Below are 15,349 nucleotides of genomic sequence, written 5' to 3' on the forward strand. Positions count from 1 at the left end.
AATGAAAAAGTAATGACCCATGGCAGGTCATCCAGCGTCTACCGCCCTGCAAGGATAGTAGACGCCGCGCCACCGACTTAAGTGCAGGACAATTTGATGAACGCAACACTGACGGGCAGCGATGCACAGGCCTTGATCGCCAGACTGGACTGGACACGCACCCCGCTGGGCGCTGCCAGCACCTGGCCACAGAGCCTGCGCACTGCCGTGGACATCGTGATTCATTCACCGATGCCGATGCTGTTGCTGTGGGGGCCGCACCTCACGCAGATCTACAACGACGGCTTCGCCCTCCTCGCCGGCAGCAAGCATCCACACGCTTTCGGACAACCGACGCACCAAATCTGGCCAGAACTTCAGGACTTTACCAGCCCCATTTACAGCGCTGTCCTACAAGGCCAGGTGCGTACCTACAGCGAACAACGTTTTACCTTGCAACGCGACGAAGGTGATTCCGACTTCTGGCTGGACCTGACCTACAGCCCGATCCGCGATGAAAACGCTGAGGTTGCTGGCATTCTGGTCACCGCCATCGAAACCAATGAACGCCGACGCATCGCGCTGGAACTGGAACAGCGGTCGGCCGCCAGTCTCAAGGCCCAGCACGAAACCGAACAGCGCCTGCAACTGGCGCTGGCGGCCACCGACGCCGTCGGCACCTGGGATTGGGACATCGGCGAAGATCGCTTCATCGCCGATGCGCATTTCGCCGAACTGCACAACATCGACCCACTGCTCGCCAGTCAGTTGCCCATCAGCGCCTACCTCCAGGCCGTGCACCCGGAAGATCGCGCCATGGTCGCCCGCAGCATCAAATATTCCATCACCCACGGCACCGAATACGCCGAGGAATATCGCTTGCTGCAACCCAGCGGTCACCTGCGCTGGGTGTTTGCCCGCGGTCGCTGCTACAAGGACCACCATGGCCGGCCGATCCGCTTCCTTGGCGCCGCGCTGGATCTGACCGAACGCAAGCTCACCGAGCAAGCCCTGCGCCAGAGCCAGACCGAGTTGCAGCTGATCATCAACGCCATGCCCATCCTGATCAGCTACGTGGACAGCGAGGAACGCTTTCGCTTGAACAACGCCGCTTATCTGGACTGGTATGGCCTGACACCGCAGGAACTCTATGGCCGCACCATTCGTGAAGTGCTGGGCGAGGAAGCCTATGCCTTGCGCGCCGAACACATTGCCCTGGCGCTGACGGGCAAGTCTTGCTGTTTCAGCATCAATACCCCGCACCGGGACGGCAGTAACCGCCATGCCTTGATGAATTACTTGCCGCGCCACGGTGCCGACGGCACGGTGAATGGTTTCTACATCTTTGTCATTGACGAAACCGAGCGCAAACAGACGGAAGAAGCCCTGCGCAATCTCAACGATACCCTTGAGGAACGGGTCGCGGCCCGCACCCAGCAGTTGGCCGAAGCCAACCAACGGCTGCAAAACGAGATGTTCGAGCGTGAACGCGCGGAAGACGCCTTGCGCCATGCGCAGAAAATGGAGGCGGTCGGGCAGCTCACCGGCGGCATCGCCCACGACTTCAACAACATGCTGACCGGGATCATCGGCAGCCTCGATCTGATGCAGCGCTATATCGCTGAAGGGCGCGCCGCCGAGATTGGCCGTTTCACCGAAGCCGCGGTGTCCTCGGCCAATCGTGCCGCCGCCCTGACCCATCGGCTATTGGCGTTTTCCCGGCGTCAGTCGCTGGATCGCCGGCCGCTGAACGCCAATGACCTGGTGCACTCCCTGGAAGACTTGTTCAGCCGGACCAAGGGCGATCACATCGAACTCAAACTGCTGCTGGCCGGCGAGGTCTGGCCGGTGAGCACTGACGTCAGCCAACTGGAAAACGCTCTGCTCAACCTCGTCATCAACGCCCGGGACGCCATGCCCGATGGCGGCGAGTTGCTGATCGAAACCGCCAACGTTTACCTCGACGGCAGCGACATCACCACGTTGGAACCGGTCAAGGCCGGGGATTACGTGATGATTGCCGTCAGCGATAACGGCACCGGGATGACACCGTCGGTGCTGGCCAAGGCGTTCGACCCGTTCTTCACCACCAAACCCATCGGCCAGGGTACCGGCCTTGGGTTGTCGATGATTTATGGGTTCGCCCAGCAGTCGGGCGGGCATGTCAGCCTGTTCAGTTTGCCGGGCAAGGGCACCAGCGTTCGCCTTTACTTGCCCCGATTGCACGCCACGGAACCGGAAAAAGTACTGCTGCCGTTCACGGGCGAGGCTCCGGCGGCGATTGCCGGCGAAACCGTGGTGTTGGTGGAAGACGATCCGGCGGTGCGCATGCTGGTGCTCGACCTGCTCAACGAGCTGGGTTATCACGCCCACGAAGCCGAGGATGCGAAGACCGCCCTGCCCTTGCTGGAATCCGACCTGAGGGTCGATCTGCTGGTGACCGACGTAGGCCTGCCGGGCATGAACGGTCGGCAACTGGCAGAGATCGCTCGCCAGCACCGTCCCGAACTCAAGGTCCTGTTCATGACCGGTTACGCGGAGAAAGCCGCCGAACGCCAAGGCTTCCTGGAAGAAGGCATGGACATGGTCGCCAAACCGTTTTCCATTGACCTGTTGGCCAACAAGATTCGCACGATGATCGGCCAACCGGAGTGAGTTGAGGCATAATCGCGCGCCCCGCTGGCATCAACATAGCCACCACCGTTGCAAGGTATGCCCCCATGAAAGCTCAAGCCCGCCATATTCTGGTGAAAACCTCGGAAGAAGCCGAGCAGCTCAAACAACGCATCGCCAAGGGCGAAGCCTTTGATGTGCTGGCCAAGAAGTATTCCACCTGCCCGTCCGGCAAACGCGGGGGCGACCTGGGTGAAGTGCGGCCCGGGCAAATGGTCGGGGTGATCGACGCGGTGATCTTCAAAAAACCGCTGCGGGTGGTGCATGGACCGATCAAGAGCAAGTTCGGGTATCACTTGGTGCAGGTGTTTTACCGGGATTGATGGGTTTGGCTTAAAGGCCCTGTGGCGAGGGAGCTTGCTCCCGCTGGGCTGCGTAGCGGCCCCAATTTACGGCTGCTGCGCACCCGAACGGGAGCAAGCTCCCTTGCCACAAAAGCTTATTTCAATCTTTGGGAATCAGTGCTCCAGGCACTTGAATCACCCGACTCGCCAACCGATGCCCCGCCTCGGCCGCCTCAACCGCACTTCCACCCTTGAGCCGACTGGCCAAATACGCCGCGCTGAACGAATCCCCCGCCGCCGTGGTGTCCACCACGCGCTCGACCTTCTGCGCGGGCACCTCGAACGACTCGCCATCACAGCGAATCAGACACGCCTCGGCGCCACGCTTGAGCACCACTTCGGGGGTGCCAATCTGCTCGTAAGCGGCAAACACCGCCTCGCCATCGGAAAAATGAAACAGCGCCTGCTCGTCATCGACGGTCAGCAACGCCAGATCGACATAGGGCAAGACGCTGCGATAAGCCGCCCGCGCCTCTTCGACTGACGCCCACAAGCGTGGCCGGTAGTTGTTGTCGAACACGATCCGCGCATCCCGCTGACGGGCCTCGATCAGGGTTTCCAGCAGTTTCACCCGACCTTGCACGCCGAGCACCGCCAGGGTGATGCCGCTGAAATACAGCACGTCGTAATCCGGCAGCGCGGCCAGGATCGGCGCGGCGGCCGGGGTGGTGAAGCAGTCGCGCACGGCCGCTTCGTTACGCCAATAGAGGAAGCGGCGCTCGCCCGCCGCATCAGTCTGGATGCAGTACAAACCGGGCAGTCGCCCGGGCAGGCGCTGAACCATGCCCAACCCGATGTGTTCGTCGGCCCAGGTCTGGCACATGGCATCGCTGAAACTGTCGTCGCCCAGTGCAGTGACGTAATCGACGATGCCGCGGGTGCCGAGTTCCCGGGACAGGTAGACCGCAGTGTTCAAGGTATCGCCGCCGAAGCTCTGTTGCAGCGTGCCATCGGCGCGTTGTTGCAGCTCGATCATGCATTCGCCGATCAAGGCGATGCGCGGGGTGTTGGGGCCGAGGGTGTTGATGGTGTTCATTGTTGTGGGGTCTCTGGTATTGCGGTGTTGTCTGGGAGGATGCCATCGCGAGCAGGCTCACTCCCACATTGGATCTTCAGTGTTCACAAGATCCCTGTAGGAGCCGGCTTGCTGGCGAAGGCCGCGCCTCGGTCCGAAGCCTTAGAAACAGGTTTCCATTGTTTCGATGACGTTCAGCTGCTCATCCACCAGACACCCCGTGCGCCACTTGTCGAACGTCAGGCACGGGTGCGAAGTGCCGAACGAAATGATGTCGCCCACCCGCAGCTCAACCCCCGGCGCCACGGTCATGAACGCGTGCTGGTCCATCACCGCCGTCACTTTGCAGGCGCTGACATCGTCGCCGGTGGCAGGCACCACGCCGGCCTTGTAACGCAGCAGCGGCACGGGCAACCCCGCGTCGTAGGCGACGTCGCGTTTGCCCAGGGCGATCACCGCAAAACCCGGTTCCGGCAACGACTGCACATGCGCCCAGACTTCCAGCGCCGGGCGCAGGCCCTCGTGCAGATCGCTGCGGCGGTCGAGCACGCAGCATTGCGCTTCCTTGTAGATGCCATGGTCGTGAGCCACGTAGCTGCCGGGGCGCAACACACTGAGGAAACGTCCACCCGCGTTCTGCGTTTCGAAGGATTCGGCGATCAAGTCGTACCAGGCCGAACCCGACGCGGTGATGATCGGCTTGGGAATCGCAAAGGCGCCGCTGTCCTGCAACTGCACGGCCAGGCGCACCAGGGAGGCGGCGAATTCACGAATGCCTGTGACCGCATGATCACCGTGGATCACGCCCTCGTAGCCTTCGATGCCGGTCAGCGCCAGCGCCGGTTGGGCGTTGATGGCTTTGGCCAGCGCGATCACTTCCGTTTCACTGCGGCAACCGCAACGACCACCGACCACGCCGTACTCGATCATCACGTTCAGGCGCACACCGCGCGAGGCGAAGTACGCGCCCAGGTCAGCGACGTTGTCCGGGTGATCGACCATGCAATGGAAGTCGAACGTCGGGTCCGCCAGCAAATCGGCGATCAGCGCCATGTTCGGCGTACCGACCAATTGGTTGGCCATCAGCACCCGACGCACACCGTGGGCATAGGCCGCGCGGGTTTGCGTGGCGCTGGCCAGGGTGATGCCCCAGGCGCCGGCGTCCAGTTGGCGCCGGAACAGCGCGGGCGTCATGCTGGTTTTGCCGTGGGGCGCGAGTTCCGCGCCGCTGTTGCTGACAAACGCCTGCATCCAGCGAATGTTGTGTTCCAGCGCTTCGCGGTGCAGCACCAGCGCAGGCAGGCTGACGTCGCGCACGAGATTGGCGCCAGTCTGGGCAAAGCCCTTTTCCACAGCGGCAGTGTTTTGGGCAGAAGACATGGTCGAACTCCTCACATTCGCGGCTGCAGACAGCCGCTTTTATTCGTTGATACGCCGGGCCAGGCTATTGGCGCTGTCGATCAGCACCCGGCGATAGTCGTTGTAATTGTTCTTGGCGTCGTCCCGTGGGGCGACGATGCACAGGGTCGCAATGGCCACGCCGCTCGGGTCTTTGACCGGGGCGGCGAAGCAATGGGTGAAGGTGTCGGCGACGCTATCGAAAGAGAAGAAGCCATCGATACCGGCCTGACGGATTTCCTTGAGAAACTGCTCCAGCGGCAGGCGTTCGCCGTCGGGCAGGATGAAGTCGTCGTGGTCGATCAGGTCAATGATCTCCTGATCACTCAGGTGCGCCAGCAGCAGGCGCCCGGACGCAGTCCAGGGGATTGGCGCGTTCTCGCCGATGTCCGAGGAAATACGGAAATGCCGCTCGCCCTCTTTCATCAGCGCGACGGTGTATTTGCGCCCGTTAAGCAGGCACATCTGCGCGGTTTCATGGGTCTGGCTGACGATGTCCTGCAAAGCGTGATCGGCTTCGCGGGTCAGGTCGAAATGGCGCAAATGCGCTTGCCCGAGAAAGTACAACTGACGGCCGAGGTAGACGTGACCGTCCTTGCCCACGGGTTCGAGAATGCGACGTTCCAGCAGGGAAGCGACCAGTTCGTAGATCGTGGATTTCGGGCTGTCGATGCCGCTGGCGATTTCATTCGGGCGCAGCGGTTTGCCGACTTCCTTGAGGAAATCGAGGATATCGAACGCCCGGTCCAGACCGCGAGCCCGGCGCTTGATGGTGTCTTCGGTCATGTCAGTGGTTCCCATACAAATTCGCCGGGGAGTTTACCGCTAATGATCGTTCCCACGCTTGGCGTGGGAATGCCTCAATGGACGCTCTGCGTCCGCTTTGCGACGCGGAGCGCCCCGGGCTGCATTCCCCCGCAGAGCGTGGGATCGATCATTAGGCTCAGGCCTTTTTCTTGTACGCGATGCAGTCGATCTCGACCTTGCAATCGACCATCATGTTCGCCTGCACACAGGCCCGGGCTGGTGCGTGCTCGCTTTTGAAGTACTCGGAGAAGACCTTGTTGAAACTGGTGAAATCCCGCGGATCCTCCAGCCACACGCCAGCACGCACCACGTCTTCCAGGCCATAACCGGCCTCTTCGAGAATCGCGATCAGGTTCTTCATGGCCTGGTGGGTCTGCTCGACGATGCCACCGGTAATGATCTCGCCGTCCACCGCCGGCACCTGCCCGGAAACGTGCAGCCAGCCATCGGCTTCAACGGCTCGGGCGAAAGGGCGAGGCTGACCGCCAGCGGCGGTGCTGCCGGTGCCGTAACGAGTAATGCTCATGAGTGTTTCTCCTGATCGAAAAAATATAAAAATTAAAACCGCGTGTTCTTGAGAAATTCGGCAAGACGCGGCGATTGCGGGCGTTCGAACAGCTCCTTGGGAGGCCCCTGCTCTTCGATCCGCCCCTGGTTCATGAAGACGATCTTGTCCGAGACCTCGAAGGCAAAACGCATCTCGTGGGTAACCAGCAACATGGTCATGCCTTCGTCGGCCAGGCCCTTGATCACGTTCAGCACTTCGCCGACCAGTTCCGGGTCCAGGGCCGAGGTCACTTCATCGAACAGCATCAGGCTCGGGTTCATCGCAATCGCCCGGGCAATCGCCACGCGCTGTTGCTGACCGCCGGACAACTGGCCGGGATAGTGGTCACGACGCTCCAGCAGGCCAACCCGCTCCAGCCATTTCTCCGCCAGCGCCACCGCTTCGTCCTTGTGCAGTTTCTTGACCTTGAGCAAGCCAAGGGTGACGTTCTGCAGCGCGGTCAGGTGCGGGAACAGGTTGAACTGCTGGAACGCCATGCCGGTCATTGCCCGGTGCCGGGCGATGACTTTTTCCGGGTGACGCACGCGCTTGCCGTTGACCTCGTCATAGCCGATGGACTCGCCATCGAGCACGATCTGCCCGCCCTGGAATTCTTCGAGCATGTTCACGCAACGCAGCAGCGTGGTCTTGCCCGAGCCGCTGGAGCCGATCAGCGTGACCACGTTGCCGCGCTGCATGGTCAGGTCGACGCCCTTGAGCACTTCAAGCTTGCCGTACTGTTTGTGCAGGCCGCGAATGTCCAGCAGGGCCTGGTTCTGTGTTGAAACTTGAGGTTGAGTCATGGCAAGGCCACCCGCTTTTCAATGTGCCGGCCGAGTAATTCGATGGCGTAGTTGATGACGAAAAACAGAAATCCGGCGAACAGGTAAAACTCCAGCGTCATGAAGGTGCGCGCGATGATCTGCTGCGTGCTGAGCAACAATTCCGCCACACCGATGACCGACAGCAAGGTCGACGCCTTGACGATTTCGGTCGACGAGTTGACCCAGGTCGGCAGGATCTGCCGCAACGCCTGGGGCAACAACACGTAGCCGAGCGCCTGATAAAACGTCAGGCCGATGGCCTTGCTTGCCTCCATCTGGCCACTGGGCAACGCTTGCAACGCGCCGCGCACAATCTCCGCGACGTGGGAGCCGCAGAACAGCGTCAGCCCCAAGGCACCGGCCTGAAACGCGCTGATTTGCCAGCCCAATGCGGGCGCCATGTAGAAGCAGGCCAGCACCAGTACAAACACTGGTGTGCCGCGAATAATGTCCACGTAAAACCGGAACGGTGCGCGCATCCAGAACTTGCCGTAGGTCAGCACCAGACCGGTAACAATACCGACCATCGTACCCAGCAAAATCGCCAGGGCCGAGACCTGCACACTGGTCAAAAAGCCCTGCCACAGAACTTCCCGCGCCACCCATAACTCATGCAACCAACTGGGGGATTCGTACATGGTGGCCTCCTATCGGCGGATCGCCAGACGCTGCTCGAGGTAACGCAGCATCATGGCAATGAGGTAACAGGCCGCAACATAGAGCGCTGTGGTCACCAGCCAGGTTTCGATCACCCGGTAGCTCTCGACATTGATCTTGCGTGCGTAGTAAGTCAGCTCCGGCACCGCAATCGCGGCGGCCAGCGAGGTGTCCTTGAACAGCGAAATGAAGTTGTTCGACAAGGCCGGCAACACATTGCGCAGCATCACCGGCACGGTGACGTAGGCCTTGACCTGCCACTCGCCCAACCCGATCGCCAGGCCCGCTTCACGCTGCCCCTTGGGAATGCTCAACAAGCCACCACGGAACACTTCAGTCAGGTACGCCCCGGCGTACAGCGACAGGGTGATGATGAAGGACGGGATCTTGTCCAGCCGGATCCCCAGGCTCGGCAAGGCGAAGTAGATCAACAGAATCAACACCAGAATCGGCGTATTACGGATCACCGTCACATACACCGACGCCAGCACCCGCAATGCACGGTGCTTTGACAGCAAAGCAAACGCCATCATCAGGCCGATCACGCAACCGATGGCGATCGACACCAGCGCCAGCTCAAGGCCCAGACCGAGCCCCGCCAGCAAGGTGTCGAAATCGCGCCACACGGCGGCAAAGTTCAACTGATAGTTCATGGTCAGCAGTACCTTGAACGGGGCGCGTCATCGGCGCCCCGCTCTCACGGGATCATTTGAATTCGACAGGGAAACCGATGGCCGGGGTCGGCAGGTCTACGCCGAACCATTGCTTGAAGGACGCCGCGTAAGTCGGGAACTCAACGCCGGTCATGGCTTCATGCAAGGTGGTGTTGACGAAGTTCAGCCAGTCCTGATCGCCGCGCTTGACCGCGCAGGCGTAGGTCTGCGGGCTCCAGGCGTAGGCCGGGCTGCGATAGCGGCCAGGGTTCTGCACCATCAGGTATTTCACCGACGATTGATCGGTGGCGGCGGCGTCGGCACGGCCGGAGTTCACGGCCTGATACATCAGATCAACACTGTCGTACTGATCGACCTTGGCCTTGGGCAAGGCTTGATGCACCAGCTCTTCGGCGTACACGTTCTGCAGCACCGCCACGGTCACGCTGTCGTTGGCGGCCTTGAGGTCTTCGATTTCCTTGTACTTGCTGTTGGCCGGCAGCAGCAGTCCGACACCTTCGCGGTAGTAAGGCAGGGTGAACGCCACTTGCTGGGCACGGCTGGCGGTCACGGTGATGAACTGGCAACTGATGTCGACCTTGTCCGTCAGCAGGTTGGGAATCCGCGCATCGGACGACTGCACCACGAATTCAACCTTGGTCGGGTCATTGAACAAACCCTTGGCAATCATTTTCCCGATATCGATATCAAACCCCTGCAACTTGCCATCCGCTCCCTGGAAGTGCCACGGCGCATTGGTACTGCCCGTGCCCACAATCAGTTTCCCGCGGGCCAGCACGCTATCGAGCTTGCTGTCCGCCGCCTGGGCCACGCCCATGGCAGCAGCCGAAGCAGCGACAAGAAAAATACACGCTTTAAACAAGGAAGGTCGGCGTTGCATGGCAAGCACTCCAGGGTGATGTTTATTCCGCTATACCGGACATAGGTGTGTAACAACGGAATAGACAGCAGAAAGTGTGCCACAGGTTGCGAGGGGAATGTCGGGGAGATTGGAAAGTGTTTTGAATCAAATGGATGGGTGAACGTTAAAAATGCACGTTACGAAACGCACAGGGGAACGAACGCTACCGTTAGCTACACGGTTCGGGTACTTGCACCACATTCGTCTTGAGGCGGTTCAAATTGGGGCAGCGTGTTACCTGTAATTTCTGACAGTAGACCCACCCGTCTCCGCTCCTTTACCGTCGACAGACACTCAATGCACAGTGAAAAAAGGAGTTCACCATGCGCTCGGCTGCCCACAACACGCTGGCCCCGACTTACCGCAAAGCCCTGAAAACCTGGCGTCCGGTGATCTTGTACTTCGGCAGCCAGCACTGTCCGGCCTGCGAAATGGCCGGGCCGATCTTCCGTCAGGTTGCCGAGGCCTATCGGCATCACGCGCACGTCTACATGCTGAACACCATTGAGTCGCCTCGGCATCCGCACGTCACCGGAACTCCAACCGTGCTGTTTTATCAGAACGGTAAACTGCTGAAGAAGCTCAAAGGGATTGGAACCGAACAAACGTTGAAAGAGGATTTCGCCAGGCACATTGGCAGGGTGAAACCGGCGAGGGAGAAGCGTAAGCCGACGCACGATCTCACATGGTTGCGACGGACCTTGCGCCGGCTGTGCACGGTGCCTCGTGCCACTGAGCGGTTGAATCGTCGGGTTTGCTGTTAGGTTGGGGCATTGGTGGCGTTGGGTAGATTGCTTTCGCGAGCAGGCTCGCTCCTACATTGGATCTTCAGTGTTCACAAGATCCCTGCTCGCGAAAGCTTTTGGCCTTAGCGATTTTTGACCTGCTCGATGTACCTGGACACCGCCGCCGATTTCTCGAACCGTCGATGAATCAACGACAACCACGACGTCGCCTCGCAGCCCTTGATCGTGCGGTACAACACACCGGGCAACCCGACATGCCCGACCACCGACGCCGGCACAACTGTCACGCCCTGCCCTAGCGAAACCAGCGCGATCACCGCCACCAGACCGCCCGGCTGCGCGCCCAGTTTCGGTGCAAACCCGCCCTCGGCGGCGACTTGCAAAGTGCCGCTGATTTGTTCTGGCAGGATGAACGTCTCGTTTTGCAGATGCTCCGGAGCAATCTCTGGCAGTCGGCACAACCAGGACTCGGAGGACAGCGCCAGCACAAAGCCTTCTGAGTCCAGACGAATAGCCTCCAGTCCGTCGGGCAGGGTCATCGGTGAGCGGACATAGCCCACATCAAATCGCCCCTCGACCACCATGGCTGGCAATGACGCCATAGGACTTTCCCGAACATTCAAGCTGACGTCCGGGCATTCACGACCAAAAGCCTGCACCTGTTTTTGCAGCACCCCCGAGTACACCGCCGACGCCACGTAACCGAGTTCGATATGGCCAATATCCCCGCGTCCGGCCCGCTGGGCATTGTGCTGGGCGTACTCGAATTGCCGCACCGTCGCCTCGGCTTCGATCATTAACGCCGCGCCGGCCTCGGTCAGGCTGACTTCACGTGTCTGGCGCACGAACAGTCGCGTGCCGAGTTCGTTCTCCATGTCCTGGATCTGCCGGGTCAAGGTCGGCGGCGCAATACCGAGTTGTTCGGCGGCGCGGGTAAAGTTGCCTTGCCGGGCAACGGCCAGAAAGTAGCGGAAATGCCGTATGTCCATGGGTGCATTAGCTCAAAGGTAATGAAGTCCCGGTGCCGGGCTAACAGAGCCGACAATCGACCGCGATAAGCTCAATGGCAATCACAGTAGAGAGCCAACGCCATGTACGTCAAACACCTTTGCGCCGCCACGATCAACGACCTTGCCCAAAAGGCAATCACGTCATGACCCGGGTCAGTCCGCGCCTGACGCTGCTGACGGCCTCCGGCGTGTGCTCGCTGATCGTGCTCGACACCAACATCGTCGCCGTCACTCTGCCGACCATCGCACGGGACCTGGGCGCGAACTTTGCCGACATTGAATGGGTGGTCAGCGCCTACATGCTGGCGTTCGCAGCGTTGTTGCTGCCCGCCGGGAGCATCGCCGACCGCTTTGGCCGGCAGAAAACCCTGCTCTGGGGTCTGGGGGTTTTCATCCTTGCCTCCATCGGTTGCGGCGCGGCGCCCACGGCGTTGTTCCTTGACATTGCGCGGGCGGTCAAGGGTGTCGGCGCGGCACTGTTGCTGACCTCGGCCCTGGCCTCCATCGGCCACACCTTTCACGATGAAGTCGAACGGGCCAAGGCCTGGGCGTTCTGGGGTGCGTGCATGGGCGTGGCGATGACCGCTGCGCCGACGGTCGGCGGGCTGATCACCGAATATGTTGGCTGGCGCTGGATCTTCTACCTCAACCTGCCGGTGGGCGCGTTCTTGATGTTCATGGTATGGCGCGCCGTGCCGGAATCCAGGGACCCCCAATCGGCGCGACTCGATCCCTGGGGCAGCCTGGCGTTCAGTGCGAGTTTGCTGTGCCTGATCTGGGGCTTGATCGAAGCCAATCGAATCGGCTGGAGCAACCCGCTCACCTACGCCCGGATCATCGGGGGCGCGCTGCTATTGGGGCTGTTTGTACTGATTGAGCGGATGCAACAGCGGCCGATGGTCGACCTGAAATTGTTCAGGCATCCGCGTTTCATCGGCGCCCTCCTTGGCATGTTTGCCTACGCCGGTTGCGCTCAGGTGATGATGACGTTGCTGCCGTTCTACCTGCAAAACGGCCTGGGCTTCTCGGCCATCGCGTCGGGGCTGGGGATGTTGCCGTTTGCCGTGACCATGTTGATTTGCCCGCGCATCGGCGCTCGGCTGGCCAATCGACTTGCCCCAGCCACGCTGATGGCGACGGGTTTGACCCTGGTCGGCAGCGGCAACCTGCTCAGCGCCTGGGCCGTCAGCAGCGGCGGCTACCTGCCCTTCGCACTGGCCATCGCCGTGACGGGCGCCGGTGCCGGCCTGCTCAATGGCGACACGCAAAAGAACATCATGGCCTGCGTGCCTCGCGAGCGCACCGGCATGGCCTCAGGCATGAGCACTACCATGCGTTTCAGCGCGATCGTGCTGGCCATCGGTGTCTTTGGCGCGCTGCTGTCCAGCCACACCGAATTGCTGTTGCGCACCAGCCTGTCGACACAGGGTCCGCAATGGCTCGGCCAGACCCAGGGCATTGCCTCACGGGTGGTCGCCGGAGACATGACGGCGGCGATGAACCTGCTGCCGGAAACAGCGCGTGCGTTGGTCGAGCCACTGGCGCGTCAGGCCTTCGTCGGCGGCTTCAGCCTGCTGCTTCTGGTCGCTGGTTTGCTGGCCCTGCTGGGGGCACTGGTGGTCGGCACGCTGATGCGCAATCCGATCCCTGCGCCGAAAAGTTTTTCCCTGAGCCTGGAATAAACCCCAACGGGGCTCGTCGTACTGCCACTGAAATCGTTCAGTAGTCATTATGAGAGCCCCATCATGAAACGCATTCTGTCCGCCCTGTTTCTCATCAGCCTGAGCGGTGTTGCAGCGGCCGCCGCCGTCGACAACTCCAGCACGCCGAAAGTCGAGGACTACAAGTACTCGACGCCGCTCCATATCGCCAAAGTGCTTAACATGACCCGCGACGATGGTTGCGGCCCCCTGCCGCGGGAGATGACTTACATTGATACCGCGGGCACCACCCATGTCCTGCGTTACCAGGCCTTTGGCGATAACTGCCTCGGTCAAAATTAATGCTGGATCAACGCCAGCACTCGCTCGGCATTCTCACCGCACGCCATTCCTTCGGGCCGCGTCTGGATGTTCTCGATCAACCCCAGCAACTGCGCCTTGTTTTGCGCCAGGTGCAGTTGCATCGCTTCGATCTGTTCGACTTTGCGCCCAAGGCTCGCCACCAGTGCATCGTCGTCGAACTCGCCTGTTACGGTGTCCGGCAACAATAACTTGAGCTCGTCGAGGCTGAACCCGGCCTGCTGTGCGCACTGAATAATCTTCAGGGTTTGCAGAACTTGCGGCGGGTAACGCCGATAGCCGTTGGCCATGCGCTCCACTTGCCGGATCAGGCCTTGAGCCTCGTAGAACCGAATGCGCGACGCGTTCAACCCGCTCAATTGCGCCAATTCACCAATCTTCATCTCGGCCTCATTTGCCTGCTTGACATTAAAGTTAACTTTAAGCTTAGCCTCTTCGCATTACTGATGAGGAGTCAAGCATGTCACCCTTTCAAACGCTGAAGTTACCCAACGGCCAGACCCTCGACAATCGCATCGCCAAAGCTGCGATGGATGAGAACCTTGCCGATACCGGACAAGCGCCTTCTACTGCGCTGCTCAAGTTGTATCAGGCTTGGGCCGAAGGTGAAACGGGCCTGTTGCTGACCGGCAACGTGATGATCGATCGCCGCGCCATGACCAGCCCTGCAGGTGTCGTGCTGGAAGACGAGCGCCATCTTGAGCTGTTCCGTCAGTGGGCCACCATTGGCCGCTCCGGTGGCGCGCATGTGTGGATGCAGCTCAACCATCCCGGGCGCCAGATCATGGCCAACCTCGGTCAGCAAGCCTGGGCACCCTCCGCCGTGGCGCTGGACCTGGGTTCTTTTTCCAAGATGTTTGCCGAGCCCAAACCGATGTCGGAAAGCGATATCGCCGAGGTTATCCAACGCTTCGCCACCAGTGCCGCCCTTGCAGAAAAAGCCGGTTTCACCGGCGTGCAGATTCACGCGGCACACGGCTACCTGATCAGCCAGTTTCTGTCGCCCTTGACCAACCGTCGGGCTGACCAGTGGGGCGGCTCCCTGGAGAATCGCGCCCGGCTGTTGCTGGCCGTGGTCAGCGCCGTTCGCCAAGCGGTGTCGCCTCAGTTTTGCGTCTCGGTAAAGCTCAACTCGGCAGACTTCCAGCGCGGCGGTTTCGACGCTGACGACGCCCGCCAAGTGATCCAGTGGCTCAACGACCAACCACTGGATTTGCTCGAACTCTCTGGGGGCAGCTACGAAGCACCAGCCATGCAAGGCGATGCCCGCGACGGCAGGACCCTGGCCCGGGAAGCGTACTTTCTGGAAATGGCCGGCGAACTGGCCAGTGTTGCGAGCATGCCAGTGATGGTAACGGGTGGGATTCGACGTCTGGCCATCGTCGAACAGGTGCTCGACAGCGGCATCGCCATGGCCGGTATCGGCACGGCGCTCGCCATTGAACCGCAGCTGGTGAAACGCTGGCGCGAAGGCCAGAACAGCCACCCGCAGTTGCCGCCGATCCTCTGGAAACGTAAACCGCTGGCCGCCCTGGCGAACATGGCCGTAGTGAAGTTCCAGCTCAATCGCCTGAGCCGCGGACGCAAGACCCGGCCACAGGTTTCAGCGCTATGGGCGTTGATCGTTGATCAGCTGTATCTCGCCCGGCGCACGCGTCAGTACCGGCAGGCGATGGGCAAGTAATCTCAAATCGGGGTGAGTCATGGTTGCCGCAGCGTTGTCCTCTTTTAACCCTGAGGACCATTCATTAAC

At 60.8% G+C, this 15,349-nt stretch carries 16 protein-coding genes; 6 read left to right on the forward strand and 10 right to left on the reverse strand.

The features are described 5' to 3' along the window. Nucleotides 1-96 precede the first annotated feature (96 nt). Entirely contained in the window at nucleotides 97-2,634 is a 2,538-nt protein-coding gene (locus tag AC1ROI_RS02285) for a PAS domain-containing hybrid sensor histidine kinase/response regulator (RefSeq protein WP_077747701.1), read from the forward strand. Nucleotides 2,635-2,699: 65 nt separating this feature from the next. Next, nucleotides 2,700-2,975 carry a peptidylprolyl isomerase gene (locus AC1ROI_RS02290; RefSeq protein WP_007898282.1) on the forward strand — a complete coding sequence of 92 codons (276 nt, stop codon included), beginning with the start codon at nucleotides 2,700-2,702 and terminating at the stop codon, nucleotides 2,973-2,975. A 121-nt stretch (nucleotides 2,976-3,096) separates the two neighbouring features. Here the strand turns inward: AC1ROI_RS02290 and AC1ROI_RS02295 are convergent, their stop codons facing one another. The 8 genes from AC1ROI_RS02295 to AC1ROI_RS02330 form a co-directional block, all read right to left on the reverse strand. Continuing rightward, the gene (locus tag AC1ROI_RS02295; protein ID WP_083376588.1) at nucleotides 3,097-4,032 is read right to left on the reverse strand and encodes a sugar kinase; all 936 of its coding nucleotides are present in this window, start codon (nucleotides 4,030-4,032) and stop codon (nucleotides 3,097-3,099) included. 141 nt (nucleotides 4,033-4,173) lie between these two features. Further along, nucleotides 4,174-5,391: an amino acid deaminase gene (locus AC1ROI_RS02300; protein WP_102594997.1), complete on the reverse strand. Its 1,218-nt coding sequence runs from the start codon at nucleotides 5,389-5,391 to the stop codon at nucleotides 4,174-4,176. 39 nt (nucleotides 5,392-5,430) lie between these two features. Further along, nucleotides 5,431-6,195 carry an IclR family transcriptional regulator gene (locus tag AC1ROI_RS02305; protein ID WP_010460880.1) on the reverse strand — a complete coding sequence of 255 codons (765 nt, stop codon included), beginning with the start codon at nucleotides 6,193-6,195 and terminating at the stop codon, nucleotides 5,431-5,433. Nucleotides 6,196-6,352: 157 nt separating this feature from the next. Continuing rightward, nucleotides 6,353-6,742, reverse strand: a complete 390-nt coding sequence (locus tag AC1ROI_RS02310; RefSeq protein WP_010460883.1) for a RidA family protein — start codon at nucleotides 6,740-6,742, stop codon at nucleotides 6,353-6,355. A gap of 32 nt (nucleotides 6,743-6,774) precedes the next feature. Further along, nucleotides 6,775-7,566 carry an amino acid ABC transporter ATP-binding protein gene (locus tag AC1ROI_RS02315; RefSeq protein WP_077747698.1) on the reverse strand — a complete coding sequence of 264 codons (792 nt, stop codon included), beginning with the start codon at nucleotides 7,564-7,566 and terminating at the stop codon, nucleotides 6,775-6,777. Continuing rightward, nucleotides 7,563-8,225, reverse strand: a complete 663-nt coding sequence (locus AC1ROI_RS02320) for an amino acid ABC transporter permease (protein WP_077747697.1) — start codon at nucleotides 8,223-8,225, stop codon at nucleotides 7,563-7,565. The genes AC1ROI_RS02315 and AC1ROI_RS02320 overlap by 4 nt, the downstream gene beginning before the upstream one ends. Nucleotides 8,226-8,234: 9 nt before the next feature. Beyond that, nucleotides 8,235-8,897, reverse strand: a complete 663-nt coding sequence (locus AC1ROI_RS02325; protein ID WP_008015908.1) for an amino acid ABC transporter permease — start codon at nucleotides 8,895-8,897, stop codon at nucleotides 8,235-8,237. A 52-nt stretch (nucleotides 8,898-8,949) separates the two neighbouring features. Further along, nucleotides 8,950-9,798: a transporter substrate-binding protein gene (locus tag AC1ROI_RS02330; RefSeq protein WP_010460890.1), complete on the reverse strand. Its 849-nt coding sequence runs from the start codon at nucleotides 9,796-9,798 to the stop codon at nucleotides 8,950-8,952. 344 nt (nucleotides 9,799-10,142) lie between these two features. On the opposite strand from AC1ROI_RS02330, the gene AC1ROI_RS02335 reads away from it, so the two are divergent. Then, entirely contained in the window at nucleotides 10,143-10,583 is a 441-nt protein-coding gene (locus AC1ROI_RS02335) for a thioredoxin family protein (RefSeq protein ID WP_010460892.1), read from the forward strand. A gap of 104 nt (nucleotides 10,584-10,687) precedes the next feature. Here AC1ROI_RS02335 and AC1ROI_RS02340 read toward each other — a convergent pair whose 3' ends face one another. Continuing rightward, on the reverse strand, nucleotides 10,688-11,554 hold the full coding sequence (locus tag AC1ROI_RS02340) for a LysR family transcriptional regulator (RefSeq protein ID WP_102594998.1): 867 nt from the start codon (nucleotides 11,552-11,554) through the stop codon (nucleotides 10,688-10,690). Nucleotides 11,555-11,718: 164 nt separating this feature from the next. Between AC1ROI_RS02340 and AC1ROI_RS02345 the strand changes: the two genes are divergently transcribed. Both AC1ROI_RS02345 and AC1ROI_RS02350 read left to right on the forward strand, forming a co-directional pair. After that, nucleotides 11,719-13,257, forward strand: a complete 1,539-nt coding sequence (locus AC1ROI_RS02345) for an MFS transporter (RefSeq protein WP_102594999.1) — start codon at nucleotides 11,719-11,721, stop codon at nucleotides 13,255-13,257. Nucleotides 13,258-13,320: 63 nt separating this feature from the next. Continuing rightward, nucleotides 13,321-13,578, forward strand: a complete 258-nt coding sequence (locus tag AC1ROI_RS02350) for a DUF2790 domain-containing protein (protein ID WP_077747692.1) — start codon at nucleotides 13,321-13,323, stop codon at nucleotides 13,576-13,578. Here the strand turns inward: AC1ROI_RS02350 and AC1ROI_RS02355 are convergent. Then, nucleotides 13,575-13,979: a MerR family transcriptional regulator gene (locus tag AC1ROI_RS02355; RefSeq protein ID WP_010460898.1), complete on the reverse strand. Its 405-nt coding sequence runs from the start codon at nucleotides 13,977-13,979 to the stop codon at nucleotides 13,575-13,577. The genes AC1ROI_RS02350 and AC1ROI_RS02355 overlap by 4 nt on opposite strands. A 77-nt stretch (nucleotides 13,980-14,056) precedes the next feature. Here AC1ROI_RS02355 and AC1ROI_RS02360 point away from each other — a divergent pair, with 77 nt between their 5' ends. Then, a complete protein-coding gene (locus AC1ROI_RS02360; protein ID WP_102595000.1) occupies nucleotides 14,057-15,280 on the forward strand; it encodes an NADH:flavin oxidoreductase/NADH oxidase family protein in 1,224 nt (407 codons plus the stop codon). Nucleotides 15,281-15,349: the final 69 nt, after the last annotated feature.

Source organism: Pseudomonas sp. GW823-FHT02C02, from assembly GCF_058797635.1.